Source organism: Streptomyces sp. NBC_01352 (assembly GCF_036237295.1).
Classification (GTDB): domain Bacteria; phylum Actinomycetota; class Actinomycetes; order Streptomycetales; family Streptomycetaceae; genus Streptomyces; species Streptomyces plumbiresistens.
Genome location: NZ_CP108354.1, coordinates 1,493,879 through 1,520,191, shown reverse-complemented (window position 1 = coordinate 1,520,191; position 26,313 = coordinate 1,493,879). Strand labels below are relative to the sequence as shown.

16 protein-coding genes are annotated in these 26,313 nt (G+C 72.3%); 8 read left to right on the top strand and 8 right to left on the bottom strand.

Annotated elements, in window-relative coordinates; all coding sequences use genetic code 11:
- Nucleotides 1–37: 37 nt before the first annotated feature.
- On the bottom strand, nucleotides 38–2,785 hold the full coding sequence (locus OG252_RS07245; RefSeq protein WP_329334580.1) for a helix-turn-helix transcriptional regulator: 2,748 nt from the start codon (nucleotides 2,783–2,785) through the stop codon (nucleotides 38–40).
- 215 nt (nucleotides 2,786–3,000) lie between these two features.
- Here OG252_RS07245 and OG252_RS07240 point away from each other — a divergent pair, with 215 nt between their 5' ends.
- Both OG252_RS07240 and OG252_RS07235 read left to right on the top strand, forming a co-directional pair.
- Nucleotides 3,001–3,972 carry an aldo/keto reductase gene (locus OG252_RS07240; protein WP_329334578.1) on the top strand — a complete coding sequence of 324 codons (972 nt, stop codon included), beginning with the start codon at nucleotides 3,001–3,003 and terminating at the stop codon, nucleotides 3,970–3,972.
- A 521-nt stretch (nucleotides 3,973–4,493) separates the two neighbouring features.
- On the top strand, nucleotides 4,494–6,461 hold the full coding sequence (locus tag OG252_RS07235) for an RICIN domain-containing protein (RefSeq protein ID WP_329334576.1): 1,968 nt from the start codon (nucleotides 4,494–4,496) through the stop codon (nucleotides 6,459–6,461).
- Nucleotides 6,462–6,488: 27 nt separating this feature from the next.
- Here OG252_RS07235 and OG252_RS07230 read toward each other — a convergent pair whose 3' ends face one another.
- The 3 genes from OG252_RS07230 to OG252_RS07220 all read right to left on the bottom strand — a co-directional run bounded on the left by OG252_RS07230 (nucleotide 6,489) and on the right by OG252_RS07220 (nucleotide 10,021).
- Entirely contained in the window at nucleotides 6,489–7,745 is a 1,257-nt protein-coding gene (locus OG252_RS07230) for an SLC13 family permease (RefSeq protein WP_329345097.1), read from the bottom strand.
- Between the two features lie 89 nt (nucleotides 7,746–7,834).
- Nucleotides 7,835–8,527 carry a DUF4232 domain-containing protein gene (locus OG252_RS07225; protein WP_329334574.1) on the bottom strand — a complete coding sequence of 231 codons (693 nt, stop codon included), beginning with the start codon at nucleotides 8,525–8,527 and terminating at the stop codon, nucleotides 7,835–7,837.
- A gap of 108 nt (nucleotides 8,528–8,635) precedes the next feature.
- On the bottom strand, nucleotides 8,636–10,021 hold the full coding sequence (locus OG252_RS07220; RefSeq protein WP_329334572.1) for a serine/threonine-protein kinase: 1,386 nt from the start codon (nucleotides 10,019–10,021) through the stop codon (nucleotides 8,636–8,638).
- Between the two features lie 708 nt (nucleotides 10,022–10,729).
- Here OG252_RS07220 and OG252_RS07215 point away from each other — a divergent pair.
- The gene (locus tag OG252_RS07215) at nucleotides 10,730–11,281 is read left to right on the top strand and encodes an RNA polymerase sigma factor (RefSeq protein ID WP_266451168.1); all 552 of its coding nucleotides are present in this window, start codon (nucleotides 10,730–10,732) and stop codon (nucleotides 11,279–11,281) included.
- Between the two features lie 12 nt (nucleotides 11,282–11,293).
- On the opposite strand, the gene OG252_RS07210 is transcribed toward OG252_RS07215, so the two are convergent.
- Complete coding sequence (locus tag OG252_RS07210; protein WP_329334570.1) at nucleotides 11,294–13,672, bottom strand: SpoIIE family protein phosphatase; 2,379 nt, start codon at nucleotides 13,670–13,672, stop codon at nucleotides 11,294–11,296.
- Between the two features lie 267 nt (nucleotides 13,673–13,939).
- On the opposite strand from OG252_RS07210, the gene OG252_RS07205 reads away from it, so the two are divergent.
- Together OG252_RS07205 and OG252_RS07200 are read left to right on the top strand one after the other, a co-directional pair.
- Complete coding sequence (locus OG252_RS07205) at nucleotides 13,940–17,035, top strand: glycoside hydrolase family 2 TIM barrel-domain containing protein (protein ID WP_329334568.1); 3,096 nt, start codon at nucleotides 13,940–13,942, stop codon at nucleotides 17,033–17,035.
- A 145-nt stretch (nucleotides 17,036–17,180) separates the two neighbouring features.
- A complete protein-coding gene (locus tag OG252_RS07200) occupies nucleotides 17,181–19,424 on the top strand; it encodes a glycoside hydrolase family 9 protein (RefSeq protein WP_329334566.1) in 2,244 nt (747 codons plus the stop codon).
- On the opposite strand, the gene qcrB is transcribed toward OG252_RS07200, so the two are convergent.
- Both qcrB and sigJ read right to left on the bottom strand, forming a co-directional pair.
- Entirely contained in the window at nucleotides 19,369–20,874 is a 1,506-nt protein-coding gene (qcrB, locus tag OG252_RS07195) for a cytochrome bc1 complex cytochrome b subunit (protein WP_329334563.1), read from the bottom strand. The two genes, OG252_RS07200 and qcrB, sit on opposite strands and share 56 nt — an antisense overlap.
- Nucleotides 20,871–21,815 (bottom strand): RNA polymerase sigma factor SigJ, encoded by a 945-nt coding sequence (gene sigJ / locus OG252_RS07190; protein ID WP_266451173.1) that lies wholly within the window; start codon nucleotides 21,813–21,815, stop codon nucleotides 20,871–20,873. The genes qcrB and sigJ overlap by 4 nt, the downstream gene beginning before the upstream one ends.
- 189 nt (nucleotides 21,816–22,004) lie before the next feature.
- Here sigJ and OG252_RS07185 point away from each other — a divergent pair, with 189 nt between their 5' ends.
- The 3 genes from OG252_RS07185 to OG252_RS07175 all read left to right on the top strand — a co-directional run bounded on the left by OG252_RS07185 (nucleotide 22,005) and on the right by OG252_RS07175 (nucleotide 24,807).
- Nucleotides 22,005–22,250, top strand: a complete 246-nt coding sequence (locus OG252_RS07185) for a hypothetical protein (RefSeq protein ID WP_266451174.1) — start codon at nucleotides 22,005–22,007, stop codon at nucleotides 22,248–22,250.
- A 3-nt stretch (nucleotides 22,251–22,253) separates the two neighbouring features.
- Nucleotides 22,254–22,631, top strand: coding sequence for a toxin Doc (locus OG252_RS07180; protein ID WP_095755268.1), 378 nt, complete (start codon nucleotides 22,254–22,256; stop codon nucleotides 22,629–22,631).
- Between the two features lie 550 nt (nucleotides 22,632–23,181).
- Complete coding sequence (locus OG252_RS07175; RefSeq protein WP_329334558.1) at nucleotides 23,182–24,807, top strand: RICIN domain-containing protein; 1,626 nt, start codon at nucleotides 23,182–23,184, stop codon at nucleotides 24,805–24,807.
- A gap of 19 nt (nucleotides 24,808–24,826) precedes the next feature.
- Here OG252_RS07175 and OG252_RS07170 read toward each other — a convergent pair whose 3' ends face one another.
- Nucleotides 24,827–25,996: a lactate 2-monooxygenase gene (locus OG252_RS07170; RefSeq protein ID WP_329334556.1), complete on the bottom strand. Its 1,170-nt coding sequence runs from the start codon at nucleotides 25,994–25,996 to the stop codon at nucleotides 24,827–24,829.
- Nucleotides 25,997–26,313 lie beyond the last annotated feature (317 nt).

The following is a 26,313-nucleotide window of genomic DNA, read 5'->3' as shown; positions in this document are numbered from 1 at the left end:
GTCCCGAATCCCGTGGAGCGCGTAGTCGTGACCGGGCTCAGAGCCCGGGCGCCTGGGCCAGCTGCCTGCGGGAGGTGATGTCGAGCTTGCGGAAGATCTTGCGCAGGTGGTAGTCGACGGTGCTCGCGCTGATGAACAGCCGGGCGGCGATCTCGGCGTTGGTGGCGCCCTCCTTGGCGAGGCGCGCGATGGTCAGCTCCTGCGGGGTGAGCGCGCTCGTCTCCCGGGCCGGTCCGCGGTGGGGGCGTTCCCCGGTCGCGGCCAGTTCCTGCGCGGCGCGCGTCGCGTACCCGGCGGCCCGCATGCCGTCGAACAGCTCCAGCGCCGTACGCAGCTGCTCCCGCGCGTCCTTGCGGCGCTTGCGGCGGCGCAGCCACTCGCCGTACAGCAGGTGGGCGACCGCGAGGTCCGCGCGGGCCCGAGTGCTGCGGAGCAGGTCGAGCGCCTCGCGGTACAGCGGTTCGGCGTCGGTCACGCCCGCCAGGAGGGCCCTGCAGCGCGCCAGCAGGCCCAGCGCCCACGGCGTTCCGGTGGCCCGCGCCCGGGACTCCAGCGTGCGCAGGACGGACGTGGCCAGGACGCGGTCGCCGCAGCGTACGGCGGCTTCGACCAGGTGGGGGAGGAGGCGGGAGTGGTACGCGAACACGTCGTGCCCGACGAGCTCGTGGGTGACGGAGCGGGCCCGGGCGTAGTCGCCGCTGCCGAGCGCCACGATCACCATGCCGATGCGGGCGATGGACTCGACCGCGCCGTTGCCCAGCCAGGTGCCGGCCTCCATCGATCCGCGCAGCACCGCTTCCAGATTCTCGGCCTCGCCGTGCCAGGCGAGCAGCTCGGGATGCCGGTAGAGCTCCCACATCTCGTTGGTGGCACCGATCGCCGCGCGGATCTGGTGGCCCTGGAGGTGCAGGTCGTCCGCGACGGCCAGCCTGCCGAGGATCGTCTCGTGCATCACCGTGCAGTACAGGGCGCTGTCCAGCTGCTGAAGGGCCCCGACCGCGCGGGCGACGTCCGCGGCCCGCTGCATCACCGCGCTCTGTGCGTCCTCGTCCCACAGCATCATCGACAGCGTGACCGTCGGCAGATAGGCCCGCAGCACGTCCTCGTCCGGCGTCTGGGGGTCCACCAGCATCGCGTGGGCCCGCCGCATGTGCGGGACCGCCCGCTCGTAGCCGTCGGTGACCAGCACCGCGAACGCGCGCAGCACCAGGTCGACGCCGGTCGCGGGCGCGGTGCGCGGCAGCAGGTCGTCCACCGCCCGGGCGATCTCGGCCACCGTCGTGTCCCGTATGAGGTGTTCGGCGGTGATGGCCCGGTCGACCGCCCGCAGCAGCGCCTCCCGGGCGAGGTCCGGTGCCCCTTCGGCGAGGGCCCGCGCGGCCCGCAGGCAGAGCGCCGGGGCCAGGGCGAACGAACCGGCGTCCCCCAGGAGCGTGCCCGCGTGTGCGCGCACCAGCAGCGCCCGGCCCCGGCCGACGTTCCCGAGCAGCCCCACGTCGAGCGCGTCGAGCAGCGACTCGGCCTGCAGCGGCGCGCCGGCACTCAGCGCGGCCTCGGCCGCCGCCAGCAGCCGCTCCGTACGGACCGCCCCCTCCGGCGTCAGCTCCGCCGCCCGGGTCAGAAACGTGGCCCGGGCCGCGTACCCGCCCCGACCGCCCGCCCGGTCCGCAGCTCGCTCCACCTCGGCGGCGATGTCCTCGTCCGGGCCGAGCGCGGCCGCCGCCCGATGCCAGGCCCGCCGGTCGCTGTCGACCGGGCGGTCGGTGACCTCGGCCAGCGCCCGGTGCGCGCGCCGCCGCTCGACGCCGGTGGCACCGCCGTAGACCGCGGACCGCACCAGCGGATGCCGGAACTCGGCGGTGGTCCGCAGCACGATGAGCCGCGCGGCCTCGGCCGGCCCCGAGTCCTGCGGCCCGGCCCCGAGCCGCCGGGCCGCGCTCGTGATGTAGCCGAGGTCGCCGCCCGGTTCGGCGGCGGCCAGCAGCAGCCAGGTCCGGGCCGGGGCGGGCAGCCCCCGGACCTGGTCGAGGTAGAGCGTCTCCAACCGGCTGCCCACTGGCAGCGGTTCGGGCAGGGCGAGGGAGCCGGCGAGCTGGTCGGCGGACAGTTCCTGCCCCAGGTCGGCCAGCGCGAGCGGGTTCCCGGCGGTCGCGGCCACGATGCGCGCCCCGACCCGGGCGTCGAGCGGGCGGGTGATGGCATGCCGGAGCAGTTCCAGGGCGAACGGCTCCTCCAGGCCCGCGACTTCGGCGACGGGCAGTCCCGCCGGCACCTCGAACCCGGTGCGCGCGGCCAGCAGCAGCCCGACGCCCTCCGCGTGCAGCCGCCGCCCCACGAAGGCGAACACCGCGAGGGACTCCTCGTCGGCCCACTGGGCGTCGTCGACGCAGACCAGTACCGGCCGGCCCTTCGCCGTCTCGGCCAGGAGGTTGAGCGTCGCGAGCCCCACCAGGAACCGGTCGGCGGGCGGACCGTCGGCCAGCCCGCAGGCCACCCGCAGCGCCTCGTGCTGGGCCGACGGCAGCCCGTCCGACTGCTTGAGGCCCTCCAGGAGCGGTACGAGAAGGCGGTGCAGTGCCGCGAAGGGGAACCCGCCCTCCGGCTCCACGCCCGCCACCCGCAGTACCCGCAGGTCGGCGGCCTGGCCGACCGCGTGGTCGAGCAGTGCCGTCTTGCCGATGCCGGCGTCACCGCGGAACACGACCACATCGCTCAGTCCCTCGCGCAGGGCCGTGACCAGTGTGCCGATCCGTTCCCGCTCTCCGGTGCGTCCGATGAGGCCCACGCCAACTCCCCCTGGAAGAACCCGTGTTGTGAGGTTCCTCTGTAGTTGTTGTGAAGATGCCTCATTCAAACAGGAACGGACACCGCGGGCGGCGGAACAACGGGACACGGGACCACTGTGGTGGACGTGGCCGACGGGAGCCGCTGTCGGACCTGGAGCGCGGGCGAAGTCGTACGCTCCTTTTCGTACCCATCCCGAAGGCAGGAGCAGCAACGATGCAGTACGTGAAGCTCGGTTCGACGGGCCTGGACGTCTCGCGGATCTGTCTGGGCTGCATGACGTACGGCCTGCCGGACCGCGGCGTGCACGAGTGGACCCTCGACGAGGAGGCGTCACGTCCGCTGATCCGGCAGGCGTTGGAGGCCGGGATCAACTTCTTCGACACCGCCAACGTGTATTCCGACGGCACCAGCGAGGAGATCGTCGGCAAGGCGCTCGCCGACTTCGCCCGCCGTGACGAGTTCGTGCTCGCGACCAAGGTGCACGGCCGGATGCGGCCCGGAGCCAACGGCGCCGGACTGTCCCGCAAAGTGATCATGACCGAGATCGACCACAGCCTGAGTCGCCTCGGCACGGACTATGTGGACCTCTACCAGATCCATCGCTACGACCCGCACACCCCGGTCGAGGAGACGATGGAGGCCCTGCACGATCTGGTGAAGGCGGGCAAGGTGCGTTACATCGGGGCGAGTTCGATGTACGCCTGGCAGTTCTCGAAGATGCAGTACACGGCCGAGCGGCACGGCTGGACCAAGTTCGTCTCCATGCAGAACCACTACAACCTCCTCTACCGCGAGGAGGAGCGCGAGATGCTGCCGCTGTGCGCGGACCAGGGCGTCGGCGCCCTGCCCTGGAGCCCGCTGGCCCGCGGTCGTCTGACCCGTGACTGGGGCACGGTCACCGAGCGCAGCGCGAGCGACAACTTCGGCAGCAACCTCTACTCCGAGGGCGACCGCACCATCGTCGAGGCCGTCACCCGCATCGCGGACGACCGGGGTGTCCCGCGCGCCCAGGTGGCCCTCGCCTGGCTGCTGCACCAGGAGACGGTGGCGGCACCCATCGTCGGCGCGGCCAAGCCGCAGCACATCGAGGACGCCGTGGCCGCCGTCGAACTCGAGCTCAGCGACAAGGAGATCGAGGAGCTGGAGAGGCCCTACGGCCCGCACCCGATTGTCGGTCACTCCTGAGGGGTCGGCCCAGGGCGGGGATCCGCGCGGTGCGAACCACGTGCCGCACGGATCCCCGCCCTCCGGTTTTTGTCGGCCCAATGGTTGGCGGATGAGTGGCGAAGAACGGTCTCAGGTGCGGTGGAGTGGCCGTTCAATGGTTGGCGCGAAGTCGACGCCCGAAGCAAGTGAATACCATTCCCGTTTGCGGCCCCTGATACCGCGGCACGGTAAAGCTGCTGCAAAGGGCCGCTATTGACCCGTTGTCGAATATGGGCGACCCGAACGCAATGCACAAAACCACGGGACGACTTGTTACACCTCGTTGACCTGTGCAAAAGTGGCCTGGTCGGCGCACGGACAATCTTGCTTTGCCGTGTGCGCGAGGCCTCTCCCGTGCGCTCCTCATGCTCCAAAAGAGCTTCCCCTGGCGGGCGTTCGAGATGCCGAACCCTGTGCGGACGGACTCCGGCGCCTCGTCGGCGGCACCGCATACCCATTGGTATGGACTTTGTGCAGAACGCCCTCGGAGGAATGCCGCTGTGAAAGACGCAGGCCTGTCGAATTCCCCGACTCCCGCTCGTCCCTCCGACGCCACGGACGAGCAACTGAGCGCCGAGCTCAAGAAGTGGAGCGGGGCGACGCCGGCGCTCCAACCAGTCGGTGAACTCCTGGACCGGCACTGGGAAGCGGCCTTCGCCTACGCACGGTTGTGCACCGACGGCGCCCGCCCCGCGGGAATGCTCACCACCGCCGCATTCACCCGGCTCTTCGGTGAAACGCTGCGCCAGAACGGGCCGACATCCGCCTGGCGGCCCCAACTGCTCGTCACCGTGCGCCGCATAGCGGCGGAATGGGACGCCGACGGCAGACGCGAGCTGCTGCACCCGGAGTTGAGAACCGAGGGCGGCGGGGACCGCATCGCCGCCCGCCTGCTGCCGCCGGCCAACCGCCGCCTGCTGTCCGGGGCGTTCCAGCGGCTGCCCCAGTCGGCCCGCTGCCTGCTGTGGCACACCGAGGTCGAGTCCGAACCGCTCGGCCTGCCCGCCGCACTGCTCGGCCTGGGCGAGGAGGACGCGGGCATCGAACTGCAGCGGGGCCGCGAGCGGTTGCGCGACGAGTGCCTCCAGGTCCACCGCGAACTCGCTCCCGAGCAGGAGTGCCGTCACTACCTCCGGCTGCTGGACGTGACCTATCGGCGCGGCGGTGCCGGCCTCGACGCCGACCTGAGCGAACACCTGGAGCGGTGCAAGCACTGCCGGTACACCGCCGACCAGCTGCACCAGTTCAACCACGGCCTCGGCGGCGCGCTCGCCGAGGCGGTGCTCGGCTGGGGCGCGCACGCCTACCGGGAGGCGCGCGCACACGTGGACGACGCTCCCGAGGAAGCGCAGGCCCAGCGCCCGGCCGTCGTGGGCGAGTCCTTCATGAGCGCGACGCCGGCCCAGCCCCCGGCCGCCCCGGGCGAGGCCTTCGTCCCGGCGCCGGACGCCCGGCCACCCGCCGTCGCGGGTGTGGCCTTCCAGGCGCCCGCGCGTCCGACCTCCGCACCCCGGGTCGGCCCGCGCCCCGCCTCCCGCCGTTCCGCCCACAAGGCCGCCCGCCGCGCGTCCCGCCGCAACCTCACCGCGGCCGTCCTGACCGTGAGCGGGCTGATCGTCCTCCCGCTGGCGTTGTGGTCCTCCCTCGGCTCCTCCGACGACAACGCCCAGGTCGACGACGGCCGTACGTCCGACGCCCCCGACGCGGGTACCGAGACCTCCGACCCGTCCTGGGCCGGCTCCGGAGAGGGCGAGCAGGGCACCATGCGCGGCCGGCTGCACAACGTGGCGTCCGGGCTGTGCGTCGGCGTGGTCGGTGCGAAGGCCGTCAAGGACGCGGAGACCGAGCTCACCGACTGTTCCGCGGAGCCTTCGCAGCAGTGGTCGTACGACGCCGACGGGCTGCTGCGCAACGCGGACGACCCCGATCTCTGCCTGGACTCCCACCTCGGCTACTCGGTGCGGCTCGCCCTGTGCACGGGCGCGGAAGAGGCAGCCGACAAGAGCATCCGCTACGACTTCACCCTCCAGGGCATGCTGGTGCCGCGCTGGGACCAGGACCTGGCCCTGAGCCCCTCCGCCACCGACGGAGCGGGCTCGCTGGTCGTGAAGACCCGTGACGACAGCCCCGCGCAGCGCTGGGTGATCGACACCTCGAAGACCGACCTCCAGATGGAGGTGGTCAACTGGGGCGCGGACAGCACCCTGTCGAGGGTGCCCGTGCCGACGCCCGAGCCGTCGAGAACACCGAGCCCGAAGCCCACGCCCACGCCGTCCGCGACTCCGTCGACGCCCCAGGCCACGCCCACGCCCGCCCCCACTCCGACGTATCCGTATCCCACCGACGGCAACTGCTACTACAACCCGTACTACTGCTCCGGGAACGGCCAGTACGGCGGCTGGCCCGGGTACGGCGGTTACGGCTATGGCGGCTACGGCTACGGCGGCGACGGCCGCGACCGCAACTGACCCGCCCCGCGACGGCAACCGGACGCTTCAGGCCCCGACGACCTGGAGCGACGCCCACAGCGCCACCACCGCGGGCACCAGCGCGGCCGGCGTGGCGAGCAGACCGAGCCGGGTGAACTCCTTGAGCCCGACCTCGTACCCCTGCCCGTGCGCGATGCGTCGCCACAGCAGCGTGGCCAGCGACCCGGCGTAGGTCAGGTTCGGCCCGATGTTCACCCCGAGCAGCACCGCGAGGAGCGCGCCCGGGCCGGCCGGGGCGGTCAGCGGCAGCAGGACCAGGACCGCGGGCAGGTTGTTGATCAGGTTCGCCAGGACCGCGGCCAGGGCGGCGATGCCGAGCAGCGCGGCCAGTCCCGTCCCCTCCGGCAGTGCGTGCCGCAGCGCGTCGGCGAGGCCGTTGTCGACCACCGCGCGCACGACGACGCCGAGCGCGAGCACGAACGCCAGGAAGGCCGGCGCCGCCGCCCGCACCACGGTCAGCGGGGTGGCCCGCCGCCGGACGAGAGCCCGACCGGCCAGCACCAGCGCCCCCGCCAGCGCGGCCCAGGCCGGCTCGACGTGGAGGGCGGAGGTCACCGCGAACCCCGCCAGCGTGCAGGCGACCGTGACGAGCGCGAACAGCGGCAGTTGTGGCGTCTGGGCGGTCACGGGGGAGTGGGTGACCTCGTCCAGGTCGCGCTCGAAGAAGCGCCGGAAGACCGCGTACTCGACGCCGATCGCGACCAGCCAGGGCAGCGCCATCAGTGCCGCGAACCGCGTGAAGCTCAGCCCGCTCGCCGCGAACGCCAGCAGATTGGTGAGGTTCGAGACCGGCAGCAGCAGCGAGGCCGTGTTCGACAGGTGCGCGCACGCGTAGACGTGCGGCCCGGCCCGGACTCCCATGCGGGCGGCGGTGGCGAACACCACCGGCGTCAGCAGCACCACGGTGGCGTCCAGACTCAGCACCGCCGTGATCGTCGACGCCAGCACGAACACCCCGGCCAGCAGCCGCCCGGGCGAGCCCGCCGACCGACGGGCCAGCCACGCCCCGCACGCCTGGAAGAGCCCCTCGACGTCGCAGAAGTGGGCCAGCACGAGCACCGCGGCGAGGAATCCGATCACCGGCCCGAGCTGCTCGGCCTCCGCCCGCGCGTGCGCCGGCGAGATCGCCCCGGTCATGATCACCACCCCCGCCGCCGGGACGGCCAGCACCGCCTCCGGCCATCCGTTGGGGCGAAGGACGGCCCAGGCGAGGACGGCGACGAGCAGAGCGACGGACAGGGCTTCGGCGAGCGGGGTGTTCAGGGCGGATCCTTCGGAACGTGGTCAGATGCTGCCCGGCCATCGAAGCAGGCGACGGTAAGAGGCAGGCGAGGACCCCGACAGGCGGCCGCTCAGGGGGCCGTCCCGGCGGCGAACACCGTCAGGAACACCGAGGACGTGTTGCCGGACACCGGCACCCGCCCCGCCGTCCACGCCACCTTCAGCGGGTCGCGCTCGTCCGGCGGGGTCACCAGCAGCGACTCGGGAGTGGCCGCCCGCGCCCCGCTGACCTCGGGATTGGAGAACGAGAGCCCGGCCCAGGCGCTCTTCCCCGGCGCCAGCGTGACCGTCACGGGCGTGTCTGCGGAGCGCCTCGGGTCCGGGCCCAGCTGCTTGCCGGACGCGTCCAGGAAGGCGGCGCCCGGATAGCCGCGCACGGTGCACGTCCGGTCGGAGGCATTGGTCAGGACGACCGGGAAGTTCCACTGCCCGGCACCCGGGTCGTTGCGCCCGACGGACGCGCGCAGCTCGGAGGTGTGGCAGCGGGTGCTCACGGCGGTGGGGGAGTCCTCGGCCGTGGGCGAGGCAGGGGGCGAGGTGGTGGGCGGGGCGGCGGACCCGCTGGGAACCGGACTCGGCGTGGGGTCGGCGGGGGCGGCCGAAGCAGTCGTACGGCCCTCGGTCGCGGGCGCGGCCGTACCGGCCACCTTCTGCGGCGGACTCGCCGTGCCGTCACCGCCGCCGCAGGCGGTCAGCAGGCCGAGCACCGCGACCGCGCCGGCGAGCCGGGCCGCCCGCGGCACGCCCTGGGACGTCTTCGCCATGTCTGTCCACACTCCCGGAAACTCCTCGCACGCGTGACACACGTGCGTACGGCGCCTTGTGCCCCGTCACTGAGGTCCGATGCGGCCGGGGACCGAAAAGTTCGCCCGTCATCCCAGGGAATCACGGCGGTCTGCCAGCCGTACGGAATCCAGGACACGGTCGGTCGCGGTCGCACCGCCGCTCTGCCGGATCTGCACATACACCTGTGGCTGTCCGCCGCCGTCCGCCGACGTGAGCCCGGCCTCCGTGACGGACCCGCCGCCCGGGCAGTCGCTCCAGCCGCGGACCCTGCCGTGCCAGACGCGGCCGGTGTAGGCGCGGGCGCCGTCGTAGTGGCAGCCGGGGTGGGCGAGGCCGGCGATCCGGGCGGTGACGTCGCCCTGCTCGCTCAGGCCGACGAACACGCCGTTCACGTCCGCGCCGAGATCCTGCCACCTGTCCAGGTGGTCCGCGACGACGAGCCCCGGCTCCTGCCCCGCGGGCAGACCGAGCACCCGCGGATCCCACCCCGAGTCGCGCAGCTGCCGCCCCCACGCGCCGGGTACCTCGGCGGCGATCCGGCCGGTCGCGTCCTCGACCCGTACGTCGGTGTCCCCGGAGGACCGGCTCACCAGCGCCGTGATCACACCGGCGGCCACGACCGCGAGCACTACGGCGGCCGACGCGACGCCCTTCGCGGACACGCGGCGAGGCCGGCCGGCCACCTGGGACGCCAGCCGCTCCAACTCCCCGGCGAAGGCCCGGGCATCGGGCCAGCGCCGCTCCCGGTCCGGGTGCAGCGCCCGCATCAGGGCGCGCCGGACACCGGGATCCAGGCCCGGACGCAGCCGGTCCGGGCGCACCACCTTGCCGGGCGGGCCCGGAACCGTGCCGGTGACCAGGTGGTAGCCGACGGCGCCGAGACCGTACACGTCGGCGCGCTCGTCGATGCCCGCGCCGGGCTCGGCCTGCTCGGGCGGCCGGTACCCCTCCGACCCCGCCGCCTGGGTGAGGCCGGAGGCCTGCGCGAGGCTCTTGGCCAGCCCCAGGTCGGCGAGCAGCACCCGGACGCTGCCGTCCGGGGCGCCGGCCAGCAGCACGTTGGTCGGCTTGATGTCCCGGTGCACGATCCCCGCCTCGTGCAGCGCGGCGGCGCCCAGGGCGGCCAGCGCCGTCAGCCGCAGCGCCCGGGGCACGGGCAGCGGACCGGCGGCGAGCAGGTCGGCGAGGGTGCCGCCGTCGGCGTACTCCATGACGAAGTACGGTCTGCCGTCCGGGAGTTCACCGAGGTCGTGGACCTGCACCACCCGCTCGGACCCGGCCCGGCGCAGCATCCGCGCCTCGGACAGGAACCGTTCGCGCACGTCCAGCCGCTGCGACCAGTTGTCGGCGAGGACCTTCACGGCCACCGGGGCGTCGAGTTCGTCGTCGTGGGCGAGCCAGACCGTGCCGAACGCGCCGGTTCCCAGGCGCCGTTCGAGTCGGTAGCGCCCGATCCGCTCGACGGAGTGCATACGACTATCATGCCTGGGCCGGGGTGATCCGCCGGGTTCACCGGGGCCCGGCGGGGTTCGCCGGCGTCCGCTTGGAGTCCGCGGGGGTTCTGGGGGGTTCACTGGGGTTCACCGGAGTCCGCCCGGGGACCGTCGGGTTCCGGTCCGGAGTCCGCCGGAGTTCACCGGGATTCGTCCGGGTTCCGCATCGAGTCCGCCAGGGTTCACTGGTGTTCCGCTGGAGTCCACGGGGTCCGCCAGGAGTCCGCGGGGGTTCACCGGGGTGCGCCCGGGATCCGCGGGGGTTCACCGGGGTGCGCCCGGGATCCGCGGGGGTTCACCGGGGTGCGCCCGGGATCCGCGGGGGTTCACCGGGGTCCGCCAGGAGTCCGCGGGGGTTCACCGGGGTCCGCCAGGAGTCCGCGGGGGTTCACCGGGGTCCGCCAGGAGTCCGCGGGGGTTCACCGGGGTCCGCCAGGAGTCCGCGGGGGTTCACCGGGGTCCGCCAGGAGTCCGCGGGGGTTCACCGGGGTCCGCCAGGAGTCCGCGGGGGTTCACCGGGGTCCGCCAGGAGTCCGCGGGGGTTCACCGGGGTCCGCCCGGGATCCGCGGGGGTTCACCGGGGTCCCCCGGGATCCGCCGGGGTTGACCGGTGTTCCGCCGGAGTCCACCGGATTCCGCCCGGGATCCGCCGTGATCCCGCCGAGACGAGCCCGAGGGGAGCAGCCCGTGCCGGACGCGGCACCGATCGAGGACCTCGCACGGCGGGCGGCCGCGGGCGACCGGGGCGCGCTGGACGAGCTGCTGGAAGCGATCCGGCCCGAAGTCCTGCGCCGCTGCGGGCGGTTCCTGCCCTGCCGGGAGGACGCGGAGGAGGCGGCGCAGGACGTGCTCCTCCAAGTCGCCCGGAAGATCGGGACCTTCGAGGGCCGCAGCCGCTTCAGCACCTGGCTCTACACCGTCGTCGCCAACTGCGCCCGCCAGAAGTACCGCGAGCTCAGGCGGCGGGCCGCCGAACAGCCGGCGCCGATCGACGCCGCCCAGTTCGTCGACCCGCGCACCACCAGCGTGATCGCCGGATCCCGCGTCGACCTGCTGGAGGCGCTGGAGCGGCTGGAGCGCGAACACCCGCACCTGGTCGCGCCGTTGGTGTACCGGGACATCTGCCAGCTGGAGTACGCGGAGGCCGCCGAACGGGCGGGCGTCCCGCTCGGCACGTTCAAGTCGCGGCTGCACGAGGCCCGCAGGCAGGTCCGGCCCTGGCTGTCGGCCACCTCCTGAAGCGCGCGCCGCTCACTCCTCGTCGGTCAGGCTGATCTCCGACCAGATCGTCTTGCCGTCGGTGGTGTGCCGGCTGCCCCAGCGCTGGGTGAGCTGGGCGACCAGGAGCAGACCCCGGCCGCCCTCGTCCCACGTCTTGGCGCGGCGCAGGTGCGGGGCCGTGTGGCTGGTGTCGGACACCTCGCAGATCAGCGTGGTGTCGTCGTGGATCAGGCGCAGCCGGATGGGGTGGGAGCCGTACCGGATCGCGTTGGTGACGAGTTCGCTGACCACCAGTTCGGCGGTGAACGCCGCCTCGCTCAGCTCCCATCGGCCGAGCTGGCCGACGACCTGCTTGCGGATCGGGGCGACGAGCGCCGGGTCGGCAGGGATGTCCCAGGTGGCGACCTGGGACGCGGGCAGCCCCCGGGTGCGGGCCAGCAGCAGCGCCACGTCGTCCAGCGCGCCGCCCGCCGGCAGCAGCCCGTGCAGGACGCGGTCGCAGGTCTCCTCCAGCGAGGAGGACGGGACCGCGAGGGCCTCGCAGAGCAGGGCGTGGCTGGCGTCCACGTCCCGCTCCCGGGTCTCGATCAGCCCGTCGGTGTACAGGGAGAGCACGGTGCCCTCGGTCAGTTCCAGCTCCGCGCTCTCGAACGGCAGGCCGCCCAGGCCGAGCGGCGGCCCCGGCGGCACGTCGACCTCCTGGGGCGCGCCGCCCGGCGGGAGCATGACGGGCGCCGGATGCCCGGCCCGGGCCATCGTGCAGCGCCGGGACACCGGGTCGTACACCGCGTACAGACAGGTGGCGCCGACCTCACCGGGGCGGCCCTCGCCGCCGGCCTCCGAGGACAGCCGTACGACGAGGTCGTCGAGGTGGGTCAGCAGCTCGTCCGGGGCCAGGTCGATGTCGGCGAGGGTGCGGACGGCGGTGCGCAGCCGGCCCATCGTCGCCGAGGCCTGGATGCCGTGGCCGACGACGTCCCCGACGACCATCGCCACCCGCATCCCGGACAGCGGGATCACGTCGAACCAGTCGCCGCCCACCCCCGCGCGGGCCGCCGGCAGATAGCGCGAGGCCGCCTCCACGGCGGCCGTGCGCGCCAGTGAACGGGGCAGCAGGCTGCGCTGCAGGGCGAGGGCGGTCTCGCGTTCGCGGGAGTAGCGGCGGGCGTTGTCGATGCAGACGGCGGCCCGGGCCGTGACCTCCTCGGCCAGGAGCACGTCGTCCGGGGTGAACGGGTCCGGCCGCCGGAACCGGGTGAGGACGGCCACGCCGAGGGTCTGGCCGCGGGCCTGGATCGGCACGGACATCGTGGAGTGGATGCCGTACTCCTTGATGCGGTCCTTGCGCACGGGGTCCCAGGCGAGCCACTCGGCGATGTCGCGGGTCTGGGTCGACGCCACGATGGTGTGGCCCACCACGAGGGAGTCGGCCTGGGGCGAGGGCGCGGGGTAGACGTCGACCTGGCCCGGCTTGGCCACGGCCTCGGGGGTGCCCGGGTTCACGGACTGGTGGGCCGCCCGGCGCAGCCTGACCGGCGCGGTCAGCCGGGCGGTGAAGGGCTCGCCCCCGGCCTCCGGCGGGTCCAGCAGGTCGACGCTGACGAAGTCGGCGAGGGCGGGGACGATCACGTCCGCCAGTTCCTGAGCCGTTCGGGTGACGTCGAGGGTGGTGCCGATGCGGATGCTGGCCTCGTTCACCAGCTGGAGCCGTTCCCGGGCCAGGTACTGGTCGGTGAAGTCGTGGGCGGCGACGCACACCCCCCGCACCCGCCCCTTGGTGTCGGTGATCGGCGCCATGCGGGCCAGCCAGGCGTTCATCCGGCCGTCGCCGCCGATCGGCACGTAGGTGCGCACGTCGTGCCCCCGGCCGGTGGCGAGCACGCGGTGCAGATGCTGCTCGATGTCCTCGCTCTGCGGTCTGCCGCTCATCTCGGGCACCCGCAGCCCCCGCACCCGCTCCTCGGGCAGTCCGAGCACCTCGGCCATGGCGGAGTTCATCCGGCGCAGCCGCAGCCGCTCGTCGTAGATCGCGACGGCGCAGGGGGACTGCACGAGCTCGGCCCGGTCCAGCGGGTCGTCGGGCGCGTGCGGGCCGTCGCCCGCCAGCGGAGTGACCACGAGCCAGTGGGCGGGGCCGTCCTCGGGCCGTCTGTGGTGGGCGAGCAGCCACACCGACACCGTCGATCCGTTGCCGTGGCGCAGCAGGAGGGTCCCGTCCCAGCGGGTCTTGTCCGGCTTGGGGAACTCGCCCGGGTCGGCGAGCAGCTCGACGGCGGGGCGGCCCACCACCTCGGCGGCCGGCCGGCCCAGGAGCAGGCGGGCGCCCTCGTTCCACTCGACCACCGTGCCCGCGTCGTCGACGACGGCCCGCGCCGTCGCGGCATCGTCGATCGGATACACCGGGCTCATCGTCGCCACTCCATCGCGGACACTCACAGTGAACAGGCGCGCCACATCGGTCCCAGCCTAGTGCGTCGCGCTCGCGCGCGGACGGGGAACCGCAGTGCGGGCAGTGGCCGCCTTCGAGCCGTGGTCAAGGGGGAAATCCGGCCGTTGTGACGCCCGGGGCAGAAGCAGCTCACCGCACCCTTGACGGGCGCGCGTGGCGCACCGTCAGAATCTGTTTGGTCACGATCAGTTGTGAGTACTTCTGGGCCCTAATGAGGGAGAGCCGCCATGACGGTCACTCGCAGATCGCTTCTCCTCGCCTCCGCGGCGGCGCCGGCGGCCGGCGCGCTCGTGGGCACCCCGGCGGCCTGGGCCGCCGAGGCCGCCCAGGGCGCGTCCGGTCGCCGGACGGTCGCGCTGCGCGACGGCTGGCGCTTCGCGCTGGTCGATCCGGGCGGGATCACCGACCCGACCGGTGAATACGCCGACGCCGCCGCCCCGGGGTACGACGACTCGGGATGGCGCGAGGTCGCGGTGCCGCACGACTGGAGCATCGAGCTGGCCCCGACCACGCAGCACGGCACCACCAGCGGCACCGGGTTCTTCCCCGGCGGCCTCGGCTGGTACCGCCTCGCCTTCACGCTGCCGCCCACCCTGGCCGGCAAGCGGATATCGGTGGAGTTCGACGGCGTCTACATGGACTCGTACGTCCACTGCAACGGCACGGAGGTGGGCCGCCACCCCTACGGCTACACCGGCTTCGCCTTCGACGTGAGTGACCTGGTGCACACCGACGGCACCACCGAGAACGTGATCGCGGTCAAGGTGCAGAACCGGCTCCCCAGCAGCCGCTGGTACTCCGGCAGCGGCATCTACCGCGAGGCCCGCCTGGTGGTCACCGATCCGGTGCACGTGGCGCGCTGGGGCACGTACGTCACCACGCCGGACATCACCGAGGAGCGGGCGCTCGTCCGGGTGCGGACCTCCGTGCTGAACGAGTCCGGCACCGCGAGCGAGGCCGAGATCCGCTCACTGATCAAGGACCCGGCCGGCCGCACGGTGGCCCGCACGGCCACCACGGTCACCGTCGGCACCGAGGCGACCGAGACCCACGAACTCACCGTCACCAGACCCAAACTCTGGGACTTCGCCTCGCCCCACCGCTACACCCTGGAGACCGAACTCCGCGTCGGCGGCAGAACGGTCGACACCTACCGCACCCCCTTCGGCATCCGCACCTTCCGCATCGACCCCGACGAGGGCTTCCACCTCAACGGCCGCTACGCCAAGATCAAGGGCGTCGACCTGCACCACGACCTGGGGGCGCTCGGCGCCGCCGTCAGCGTCGACGCGATCCGCAGACAGATGACCATCATGAAGTCGATGGGCGTCAACGCCTTCCGCACCTCCCACAACCCGCCCTCCCCGGAGATGATCGAGGTCTGCGAGGAACTGGGCATCGTGATGATGGTGGAGGCGTTCGACTGCTGGCGCAGCCCCAAGACGCGCTACGACTACGGCCGGTTCTTCGACGAGTGGGCCGACCGGGACATCACGGAGATGGTGCTGGCGGCCCGCAACTCGCCCGCCGTCATCATGTGGTCGATCGGCAACGAGATCTCCGAGTTCACCTCCACCTCCGGCCTCGCCATGGCGGACCGCCTGATCGCCGCCGTCAAGGCGTCCGACGACACGCGTCCGATCGTGATCGGCTCCCACCGGCACCGCAGCCTGCCCGCCGTGGGCTCCCCGGGCGACCTGATCCTCGCCAAGCTCGACGGCCTGGGCCTCAACTACAACACCGCCAAGTCGGTGGACGCCCTGCACGCCCGCTACCCGAACCTGTTCCTCTTCGAGTCGGAGTCGTCCTCCGAGACCTCCACCCGCGGCACCTACCAGGAGCCCGAACGCCTCAACACCGGCGAGAACCACACCCCGGGCAAGCGGGAGACCTCCTCGTACGACAACAACCTCGCCTCCTGGACCATGAGCGGCGAGTACGGGCACAAGAAGGACCGGGACCGGAAGTGGTTCACCGGGGAGTTCCTGTGGTCGGGCATCGACTACATCGGCGAGCCCACGCCCTACGACGTCTTCCCGGTGAAGGCGTCCTTCTTCGGCGCGGTCGACACGGCCGGCTTCCCGAAGGACATGTACTACCTCTTCCAGAGCCAGTGGGTCGGCGAGCCCATGGTCCACCTGCTGCCGATGACCTGGAACCACCGGCCCGGGGACACGGTCGAGGTGTGGGCGTACTCCAACGTCGACACCGTCGAGCTGTTCCTCAACGGCAGGTCGCTCGGCACGCGGCGGTTCGACACCAAGAAGACCACCGACGGCCGGGCGTATCTGGAGACCACCGAGGCGACCGGTGACGACAAGACCTTCACCGACGGCCCCTACCCCGGCAGCTACACCAGCCCGAACGGCAGCGCGGGCAAGCTCCACCTCACCTGGAAAGTGCCGTACAGGCCCGGCGAGTTGAAGGCGGTCGCCCGCCGCGGGGGCAAGGTGGTCGCCACCGACGTCCTGCGCACCGCCGGGAAGCCGCACGCCGTACGCCTCACCGCGGACCGCAGGTCCCTCGCCGCCGACGGCCGTTCACTGGCCTTCGTGACCGCGGACATCGTGGACGCCCGCGGGGTGATCGTGCCCGACGCCGAGCACCTGATCTCGTTCGAGGTCAGGGGCGGTTCCCTCGCCGGTCTCGACAACGGCCGCGAGGAGAGCGCCGAGCGCTACCAGGCGAGCACCCGGACCGCCTTCCACGGCAAGGCACTCGCGATCGTGCGGTCCGGCACCGAGCCGGGGCCCTTGAAGGTGACCGCACGGGTGGAGGGCCTGCGGTCGCACACCGTGAGCGTGCGGGCCACGCCCACCCGGTCGGCGGCCACCACCCCGGCCGCCGCCTTCGCGCCCGACCATCCGGCGCCCGTGAACTACCCCCACGCGGACGCCAGTTACTCCGGCCGCCCCGACACCCTCCCCGCCGCGATGCTCGACGGCGACCCGGCCACCGGCTGGTCCAACGCCTTCACCAAGGCGGCCACCGCCCTGCTGCCCGCGTTCAACGGCGCCAGGGCCGAGGACTGGGTCTGCGTGGACTTCGGGCGGACCCGCACCTTCGACCGCGTGGAGATCTCCTTCACCCTGAGTACGACCCACAGCCTGCCCGCCTCCGTGGTGGCCGAGGTGTGGGACGGCAAGGCGTATGCGCCGGTCGAGGGAGCGGCCGTGGACTGGGCTACCGCTTCGGACGAAGCGACGGTCGTCACCTTCGACGCCGTCCGCGGCTCGCGTCTGCGGCTCACCCTGACCAGCAGCCATCCGGGCGAGGCCCGGGGCGCGGTGCGCATCAGCAGGCTGGAGGTTCCGGCGGGCTGAGCGGCTCCCGGAGCGGTCCGGACGGGTGCCAGTCCCGTCCGGACCGTTGACGCGGTGTCATGTATCGCACAAACATGGCCTGCGTCCGCATCTGGGAGCGCTCCCACGAGGAGCGTCACCCGCACCTCCCCCGAGGAGCCCAGACGTGAAACGACGCAGAACCGCCTTGCTCTCCCTGACGGCCCTGATAGGGGCGGCACTGGTGGGCCTCCCCGCCTCCGGGGCCGCCGCCGACGAGGTCGAACAGGTCAAGAACGGCACCTTCGACACCACCACCGCCCCCTGGTGGACCACCAGCAACGTCACCGCGGCCCTGTCCGACGGACAGCTCTGCGCGGACGTGCCGGGCGGCACCGCCAACCGCTGGGATGCCGCCGTCGGCCAGAACGACCTCGCCCTGGTCAAGGGGGAGTCGTACAGGTTCGCCTTCACGGCGAACGGTTCGCCGGACGGACATGCCGTGCGCGCGATCGTGGGCCTGTCGGCGGCGCCGTACGACACCTACTTCGAGGTGACCCCGCAACTGAGCGTGTCGGGGAACTCGTACTCCTACACCTTCACCTCGCCCGTCGACACCGCCCAGGGGCAGGTCGGCTTCCAACTCGGCGGCGGCGCCGACCCGTTCCGCTTCTGCATGGACGACGTGTCGCTGCTGGGCGGGGTGCCGCCCGAGGTCTACGAGCCCGACACCGGTCCCCGGGTGCGCGTCAACCAGGTCGCCTATCTGCCCGCGGGACCGAAGAACGCCACGCTCGTCACCAGCGCGACCACGAAACTGCCCTGGGAGCTCAAGAACTCCACCGGCGCGGTGGTCGCCCGGGGCTGGACCGTGCCGCGAGGCACCGACGCCTCCTCCGGGCAGAACGTCCACTCGATCGACTTCGGCGCCTACAAGAAGCAGGGCACGGGCTTCACCCTGGTCGTCGACGGCGAGACCGGCCGGCCCTTCGACATCGGCACGGGCGCCTACGAGAAGCTGCGCCTGGACGCCGCGAAGTACTACTACACGCAGCGCAGCGGCATCGCGATCCGCGACGACCTGCGCCCGGGCTACGCCCGCCCCGCCGGCCACGTCGACGTGCCGCCCAACCAGGGCGACTCCGCCGTCCCCTGCCAGCCCGGCGTCTGCGACTACACGCTCGACGTCACCGGCGGCTGGTACGACGCCGGCGACCACGGCAAGTACGTCGTCAACGGCGGCATCTCCACCTGGGAGCTGCTGAGCACCCACGAGCGCGCCCTGACGGCCCGCACCGGACAGCCGGCCAAGCTGGGCGACGGCTCGCTCGCCATCCCCGAGAGCGGCAACAAGGTGCCGGACATCCTCGACGAGGTCCGCTGGGAACTGGACTTCCTGCTGAAGATGCAGGTACCGGACGGACAGCCGCTGGCCGGCATGGCCCACCACAAGATGCACGACGAACAGTGGACCGGCCTGCCGCTGCTGCCCAGTGACGACCCGCAGAAGCGCGAACTGCACCCGCCGAGCACCCAGGCGACGCTCAACCTGGCGGCGACGGCGGCACAGGCGGCCCGCCTCTACCGGCCCCACGACACGACCTTCGCGGCGAAGGCCCTCGCCGCCGCCCGCAAGGCATGGACGGCCGCCCTCGCCCACCCCGAGAGGTACGCCGACCCGAACGACGGCATCGGCGGCGGCGCCTACGCCGACTCCGACGCCACCGACGAGTTCTACTGGGCGGCGGCCGAGCTGTATCTCACCACGGGGGAGAAGGCCTTCGCGGACCACGTCCTCGCCTCGCCCGTCCACACGGCCGACATCTTCGGCCCCCTCGGCTACGACTGGGCCAGGACGGCGGCAGCGGCCCGCCTCGACCTCGCGACCGTGCCGAGCAGGCTGCCCGGCCGGGACAAGGTGCGGCAGTCGGTGATCAAGGGCGCGGACCGCTACCTGGCCACCCTGAAGTCACAGGCCTACGGCATGCCGTACGCCCCCGCCGACAACCTCTACGACTGGGGCTCCAACCACCAGATCCTGCACAACGCGGTCGTCATCGCCACCGCCTACGACATCAGCGGCGCCTCGAAGTACCGTGACGGGGCCGTCCAGAGCATGGACTACATCTTCGGCCGCAACGCGCTGAACATGTCGTACGTGACCGGCTACGGCGAGGTCAACTCCCACAACCAGCACAGCCGTTGGTACGCCCGCCAGCTCGACCCGAGCCACCCGGCCCCGCCCGACGGAACCCTCGCCGGCGGACCGAACTCGAGCATCCAGGACCCCTACGCACAGAGCAAACTCCAGGGCTGCGTCGGCCAGTTCTGCTACATCGACGACATCCAGTCCTGGTCGACCAACGAGCACACCATCAACTGGAACTCGGCCCTGACCCGGATGGCGTCCTTCGTGGCGGATCAAGGCTGACGCGCTCACGCTCCACCAGTTCCCCCGGCCGCTCATGGGCGGTCAGGGTGTGGAGCCGGGCCTGGTCGAGCGGCTGGTGCACCTCGACGTACTCGCCGTGCGGCAGCCGCTTGATCACGCCCGTCTCACGACCGTGCAACACCAGCTCCCGGTCCCGGAGTTGGAGCCCGAGGCAGATGCGCCGGGTGACGACGAAGACGACTACCGGGACGACGAACACCGCGATGCGCACCGCCCACGTCACCGCGTTGATCGACAGATGGAGACGGGTCGCCACGATGTCGTTGCCCCCGCCCGCCAGCAGGATCAGGTAGGCGCTGATCCAGGCCGCGCCGATCGCCGTACGGACGGGCCGGTTTCGCGGGCGGTCGAGGAGGTGGTGCTCCCGCCTGTCGCCCGTGATCCGGGCCTCCAGGAACGGATACACGCCGATGAACAGCAGGAGGAGCGGGAAGACGACGATCGGTATCAGCACCCCGAGGACGAGCGTGTGGCCCCACAGGGTGATCTCCCACCCCGGCATGACCCGCACCAGTCCCTCCGCGAAGCCCAGATACCAGTCGGGCTGGGCGCCCGTGGAGACCTGGTCGGCGCGGAAGGGACCGTACGCCCAGACCGGGTTGATCGTCGCCACGGCCGCGATCAGCGCCAGCACCCCGAAGACCAGGAAGAAGAAGCCGCCCGCCTTCGCCAGGTACACCGGCATGAACGGGGCGCCGACGACGTTGCGTTCGGTCCGTCCGGGACCCGCGAACTGGGTGTGCTTGTGGTACACGACCAGCAGGATGTGAGCCACCACGAGCGCCGCCATGATGCCCGGGATCACCAGGACGTGCAGCGCGTAGAAGCGGGCCACGATGTCGTCGCCGGGGAACTCGCCGCCGAACAGGAACATCGAGAGGTACGTCCCCACGACCGGGACCGCCAGCAGGGCGCCGTCGACGAACCTCAGGCCCGTCCCGGACAGCAGGTCGTCCGGCAGCGAGTAGCCGAACAGGCCCTCGAACAGGCCGAGGAAGAGCAGGGACCAGCCGAACAGCCAGTTGATCTCCCGCGGTTTGCGGAACGAGCCGGTGAAGAAGTGCCGCATCATGTGCGTGAACATCCCGGCCACGAACACCAGCGCCGCCCAGTGGTGCAGCTGCCGGATCAGCAGCCCGCCGCGCACGTCGAAGCTGATGTCCAGCGTGGAGGCGTACGCCTCGGACATGCGGACGCCGTTGAGCGGGGTGTAACTGCCGTGGTATGTCACCTCGTTCATCGACGGATGGAAGAAGAGCGTGAGCCACACGCCGGTGAGGATCAGGACGACGAAGCTGTACAGACAGATCTCGCCGAGCAGGAAGGACCAGTGGTCGGGGAAGACCTTGCGCAGGTACCGCCTGCCGAGGGTGTGGATGCCGAGACGGCCGTCGAACCAGTCGGCCACCCGCTCGCCCTTGCTTGTCACGTCTCCTCCCGGTGCACGTGCGTGAGCTTCTCGGGGTTGGTCACGATGTAGACGCCGGACACCTGGTCGCCCTCGGGGGTGAGGTCCATGACCATCACCGCGTACGGCGAGTCGCCCTCGAACAGCACGGCCGCGTCGTCGCCGTTGACGCGCCGGTAGCGCAGGTCCAGGTTCCGCGGGGTGCGTCGGCCGGCGTAGCCGGTGATGAGACGGACGGCCTTGTCCCGGCCGTGCACCGGGCGCAGTCCCGCCGGTTTGCGCAGGCCTCCGCCGTCCGTCCACACCGTGACGTCCGGCGCCAGGATCTCCATCAGCTCCGCGATGTCCCCGCCGAGCGCGGCCCGCACGAACCGCTCCGTCGCCTCCCGCCGCACTCGCGGATGCGCCCGGTACAGCGGCCGCCGCGCGTGCACATGGCCCCGCGCGCGATGCGCCAGCTGCCGTACGGCCGCCGGGGTGCGGTCGATGATCTCCGCGATCTCGGTGTGGGCGTAGCCGAACACCTCGTTCAGGACGAACACCGCCCGCTCCAGCGGCGTCAGGGACTCCAGCACCACCAGCAGCGCCATCGACACCGACTCGGTGCGCAGCGCCGGATCCTCGGCCCCGCCGTCGTCGCCCGCGACCAACGGCTCGGGCAGCCACGGACCGACGTACGTCTCCCGGCGGCGGCTGACCGCGGCGCGGCGGGCCAGCGCGTGGTTGACGGCGATACGGACCAGATACGCCCGGGGATTGTCGATGCCGTCCAGCGAGGCGCCGCCGCGCCGCCCCGTCCACGACAGCCAGGTCTCCTGGAGCACGTCCTCGGTGTCGGCGACACTGCCCAGCATGTTGTAGACGACGCCGAACAACAGCTCCCGATGCCCGAGGAACACACCGGTCGCATCGCCCGGCGGCCCGCCGGTCTCGGAACGGTCGGAAACGGTGTGCTCGGACATGTGTGGGCCTCCCCAGTGGCGCGCTCACCACTGCGACGGCGGGCGGGTGCCGGAATGTGACATCAGGCCGGTGGAATGTGACCCACGCCTCACCCCCGGGTGGCCGCCAGGTACCCGCCCGGTACCGCTGAACTACGTGCTTGACCTGGGGATATTTACGAGTAAGTACCCGCGCGGTACCGTGAAGGCATGCCAGCTCTCAACGTGGAGTTCAGCGACCGCGAGCTAGAGGACCTGCGGCAGATCGCCAAGGAGCGGGGAACGTCCATGAAGGCCCTCGTGCGAGAGGCGGCCGCCGCCGACATCGCCCGGCACCGAGCCCTGCAGGAGGGCGCGGAGGCCTTCCGCCGGTTCTTCGCGGCCCACGCCGACGAGTTCGCGGAGGCCTTCCCGGACGACGAACCGGCCGTCAAGGGCGAGGGGCGGGTCGCCTGACCCATGGCTCCCGTCGTCCACATCGACGTGCCCTGGCTGCTCCAGCGGCACGAAGAGGTCCTGCCCGACCAGCCCACGATCAACGACTTCTCCGCCTTAGTCGCCGCCGTCGCCCGGCACCGCGTCGACCCGCCCCGCCTCGGCGTGGACTCCGACCCGGCCTGGCGGGCCGCCGCCCTGCTGCACACCCTCGCCCTGCTCAAGCCGCTGCCGTCGGCCAACGCCCGCTTCGCCTGCGCGACGGCGGTGGCGTACATGTTCGTCAGCGGCGTCGGCATCGACCCGCCCTACGGCGCCCTCGTCGACCTCGCCCGCGACCTGATCTCCGGAAAGACGGACGTGTACGGCGCGGCGGACCGGCTGCGGTCCTGGCAGATCTGAGGCTCCCGGGCGTCGATCCGCCGTCCGCCCTCGGGGCCGCCGGCCGAGGGCGGGAGGAACGGGGCCGGCGGCCGACTGCGCGCAGAAGAGCCTCCCCCAAGCTCTCGGCTTCGCTCGAGCCCGGGGGGACCCCCACCCTGCGCGGGGGCCTCCGAGGAAAAGGCCGGTTCCAGTGCACTGCGCGGCCGGGTGTGCCGGGAGCGTGCGCACGGCTCCGGTATGTGCGCGTGAATCACACGGGGCGCATGCGAGGGCGAAAACCGGTACGGGCTCGGTGAGTTGCCCGCTGTCCCGGCGCGGTATCTGACTTTCTTTCAATGGTGTGGATGTTTCCCAAGTGTCTTGTTGGTCATGAGTGACTGTGCAAGGGTGAAGAACCGGTGTGGGGGGTAAGGGCCGGCTCGCATTCGTCCCGTGGGGAACCGGGACGGACGGAAGCCGGAGAATTCACGCTCCTCACGCTCGCGCCCGAAAGGCGAGAGCCGGTCCGGGCTTCTTTCCGGCGACCAGAACTTCTGTGTCCCCATGCGCGTGGGAAGGAATCCGCTCAGTGCCCACCCCCCACCCCCCTCGCCCTCCCTATCCTCCGGCAGGCGGGGTCCCCGAAGAATCCGACGAGAGCCTCGGCGCCGCGCTCAGAGGCCGCCCGGACGTCGAGGTCGGCAAGTCCGTCGCGCTGCTCATGGCGCGGCACTGGCAGCCGGTCCACGAGTACGCGGCGATCTGCCTGGCCTCGCCCGAGGACACCGCCTCGATGGTCACCGCCGCCGCCTTCCACCAGGTCTTCGACCGGCTCACCCTCGGCGAGCCGGCCGTGGCGTTGCGCCCGCGGTTACTCGTGACAGTGCGGGACACCGTCAGACAGTGGTCGGCCGAGGAGTACATATCGGCGGTATTGCCGGAATTGGGGAAACCCTCCGGAGGCCGCGGTATGCGCGCGGCCAAGTCACTGACGCCGGAAAATCGCAAGTTGGCGGAGCGTTCATTCCATACGCTCCCCGGACTCGCCCGGTGTTTGCTGTGGCACGTCGAGGTCGAGGCGGAGGGTATTGCCGTCCCCGCCGCCCTCCTCGGCATGGATACCGACACCGCGTCGGCGGCTCTCGAACAAGCGCGTGAAAAACTCCGCGAAGGATGTGTACATGCCCATCGGGAACTCGCGCCGACCAAGGATTGCCGCTTCTACAACCGTCTCCTCGACGTTCCCATTCGCCGCGGCGGGGCCCTGTTGCCGGATGTCCGGCAACACCTGGGGGAGTGCCGCCACTGCCGAAACGCCGCCGAACAACTGAGCCATTTCGAGGGCGGTTTGGGGATGCTGCTCGCCGAGGCGGTGCTCGGCTGGGGCGGCCGACGCTATCTGGAGACCCGTCCGGCCCGCACGCAGCAGCCGCCCCGCCCGCGCGGTTCCTCCCGGCACGGCGGCGGGCGCCGTCGACTGCTGCCGGGGATCCCGGCGCCCGGCCGCCGGCTCCCGGGCGTCGGTCTGCGCTCCTCCAGGACGCTCCTGACGGGCGTGGGCCTGGCCTCCGCGGGGCTGCTCGCGACCGCGCTCGTCGCCGGCCTGTGGTCGGACGAGGACGGCGTCGACCCGGCAGCCTCCACCAGCGCGAGCGGCGGCGTCGGCGCGGCCCCGGGCGCCGACACCCCGACCCCGCCGACGGCGTCCTCCGGCACCGCCCAGCTCCCCACCGTGCCGGGACGCACCAGACTGCGCAATGTCGCCGCCGACCTGTGCCTCGACATCACGGGCGAACCGAAGCCCGGGGCCGGTACCGAGCTGGCGGCCTGCTCGTCCGCCCCGACACAGCAGTGGACGTACGAGAGCGACGGGCTGCTGCGCAGCGTGGCGGAGCCCGACCTGTGTCTCGACTCGCACGCCGACGCCGGCGTGGTCATCCTCGGTACCTGCGCCGGGGAGAAGACGAAGCGGGCCGACGACGTGCGGTACGACCTCACCGTGCAGGGCGAGTTGCTGCCCCGTTGGGACGAACAGCTCGCCCTCACCTCCACCACCGACGACGCGGGTGCCGACATCGTCGTCAAGGTCCGCGACGGCTCCCCCGGGCAACGCTGGCTGACCGACCCGGCGTCGACGGCCACCCCCGGCTCGCTGTCGGACACCGGGACCAAGCCGCCCGGCGCGCGGGTGGTGGGGCTGTCGGACCGTATCTAGTGCCGGAGTCCGTCCGGCCTTACGCCGGCCCCTCCACCAGGTCGGCGGGGCCGACGGTCGCCGGGGTGGCGTGTCCGGACAGGGCCAGGGTGAGGTCCAACTCCGCGAGCAGACAGCGGATCACGTGCTCGACGCCCGGCTGGCCGTCGAGTCCGAGGCCGTAGACGTACGGCCGTCCGAGGAGTACAGCCCGGGCGCCCAGGGCGAGGGCCTTGAAGACGTCGTCGCCCGTGCGGACGCCGCTGTCGAACAGGACGGTCAGGCGGTCGCCGACCGCTGCCGCGACCCGCGGCAGCGCGTCGGCCGCCGCGACCGACCCGGCCACCTGACGGCCGCCGTGGTTGGACACCACCACCCCGTCCATCCCGGCATCGGCGGCGAGCCGGGCGTCGTCCGGGTGCAGAACGCCCTTGAGGACGATCGGTCCGTCCCAGTTCTCCCGCAGGAACGCCAGGTCCGGCCAGGTCTTGGCGGGATCCGCGAACATGCCGACGAAGTGCATCACCGCCGCGTTCGGATCCTCGTGCACCGGCTTGGCCAGGCCCGCCCGGAAGGCCGGGTCGGAGAAGTAGTTGGCGGTGCCCACGCCGTGCAGGAACGGCAGATACGCCTGGTCGAGGTCGCGGGGCCGCCAGGACAGCAGCGGTGTGTCGAGCGTGACGACCAGCGCGCTGAACCCGGCCGCCTTCGCCCGGTTCAGGAAACTCCGGGCCACCTCGGGGTCCTTGGGCCAGTACAGCTGGAACCAGCGCTCGGCGTCCCCCATCGCCTCGGCGACCTGCTCCATCGGCGTGCTGGACGCCGAGGACAGGATGTACGGCACGCCCTGCTCGGCGGCGGCCCGGGCGGCGGCCGGCTCGGCGTCCGGGTGCATGATCGACAGCACGCCGACCGGTGCCAGGGCCAGCGGCGCGGGCAGGGAACGGCCCAACACCTCGACGGACAGGTCCCGTTCGTGGACGTCCCGCAGCATGCGCGGCACGATCCGGCGGCGCTCCAGAGCGGCCCGGTTGGCGCGGGCCGTACTGCCGTCGCCCGCGCTCCCCGCCACATAGCCGACCGGCCCGGGGCCGAGCCGCTGCTCGGTCAGCTCCTCCAGCCGGGTCAGATCCGTGGGCAGGCGCGGTACGGCGCCCGACATCCCGTTCAGATAGATCTCGTACTGGAAGTCCGCCCAGTGCTTGCCCATCAGTACCGCCCCGCCTCTCCTCGTCGAGCAGCGTCGCCCCGACGATACCGGCGAGTAGGCGCGGGTCCGCCCGGCGGGGGCGGACGAGGCGTCAGGAGCCGGCGGCCGACTCGTACAGGCCGCCGGCGTCGGCTCGGCGCCGCCGGGCAGGCGCGGACGTAGGGGGCGGGGAGTTCGCCGAGGCGGCGGTCCACGACGGCCGCCCCGGGCAGGTCGACCTCGCGCCGATCGAGGCGCTCGACCTCGCCGGCGACGTCCGCCGCCGTCTCGTTCCACGCCCACCCCGAGCCCGGGGGGTACCGCCACCGGTACGAAGC

Bases quoted from the DNA above. Each gene is read 5' to 3' on its own strand.
- OG252_RS07240 (WP_329334578.1), top strand. From the start codon at position 3,001: ATGCAGTACGTGAAGCTCGGTTCGACGGGCCTGGACGTCTCGCGGATC.
- OG252_RS07225 (WP_329334574.1), bottom strand. From the start codon at position 8,527: ATGGCGAAGACGTCCCAGGGCGTGCCGCGGGCGGCCCGGCTCGCCGGC.
- OG252_RS07220 (WP_329334572.1), bottom strand. From the start codon at position 10,021: ATGCACTCCGTCGAGCGGATCGGGCGCTACCGACTCGAACGGCGCCTG.
- OG252_RS07210 (WP_329334570.1), bottom strand. From the start codon at position 13,672: ATGAGCCCGGTGTATCCGATCGACGATGCCGCGACGGCGCGGGCCGTC.
- OG252_RS07205 (WP_329334568.1), top strand. From the start codon at position 13,940: ATGACGGTCACTCGCAGATCGCTTCTCCTCGCCTCCGCGGCGGCGCCG.
- sigJ (WP_266451173.1), bottom strand. From the start codon at position 21,815: ATGTCCGAGCACACCGTTTCCGACCGTTCCGAGACCGGCGGGCCGCCG.
- OG252_RS07185 (WP_266451174.1), top strand. From the start codon at position 22,005: ATGCCAGCTCTCAACGTGGAGTTCAGCGACCGCGAGCTAGAGGACCTG.
- OG252_RS07180 (WP_095755268.1), top strand. From the start codon at position 22,254: ATGGCTCCCGTCGTCCACATCGACGTGCCCTGGCTGCTCCAGCGGCAC.
- OG252_RS07170 (WP_329334556.1), bottom strand. From the start codon at position 25,996: ATGGGCAAGCACTGGGCGGACTTCCAGTACGAGATCTATCTGAACGGG.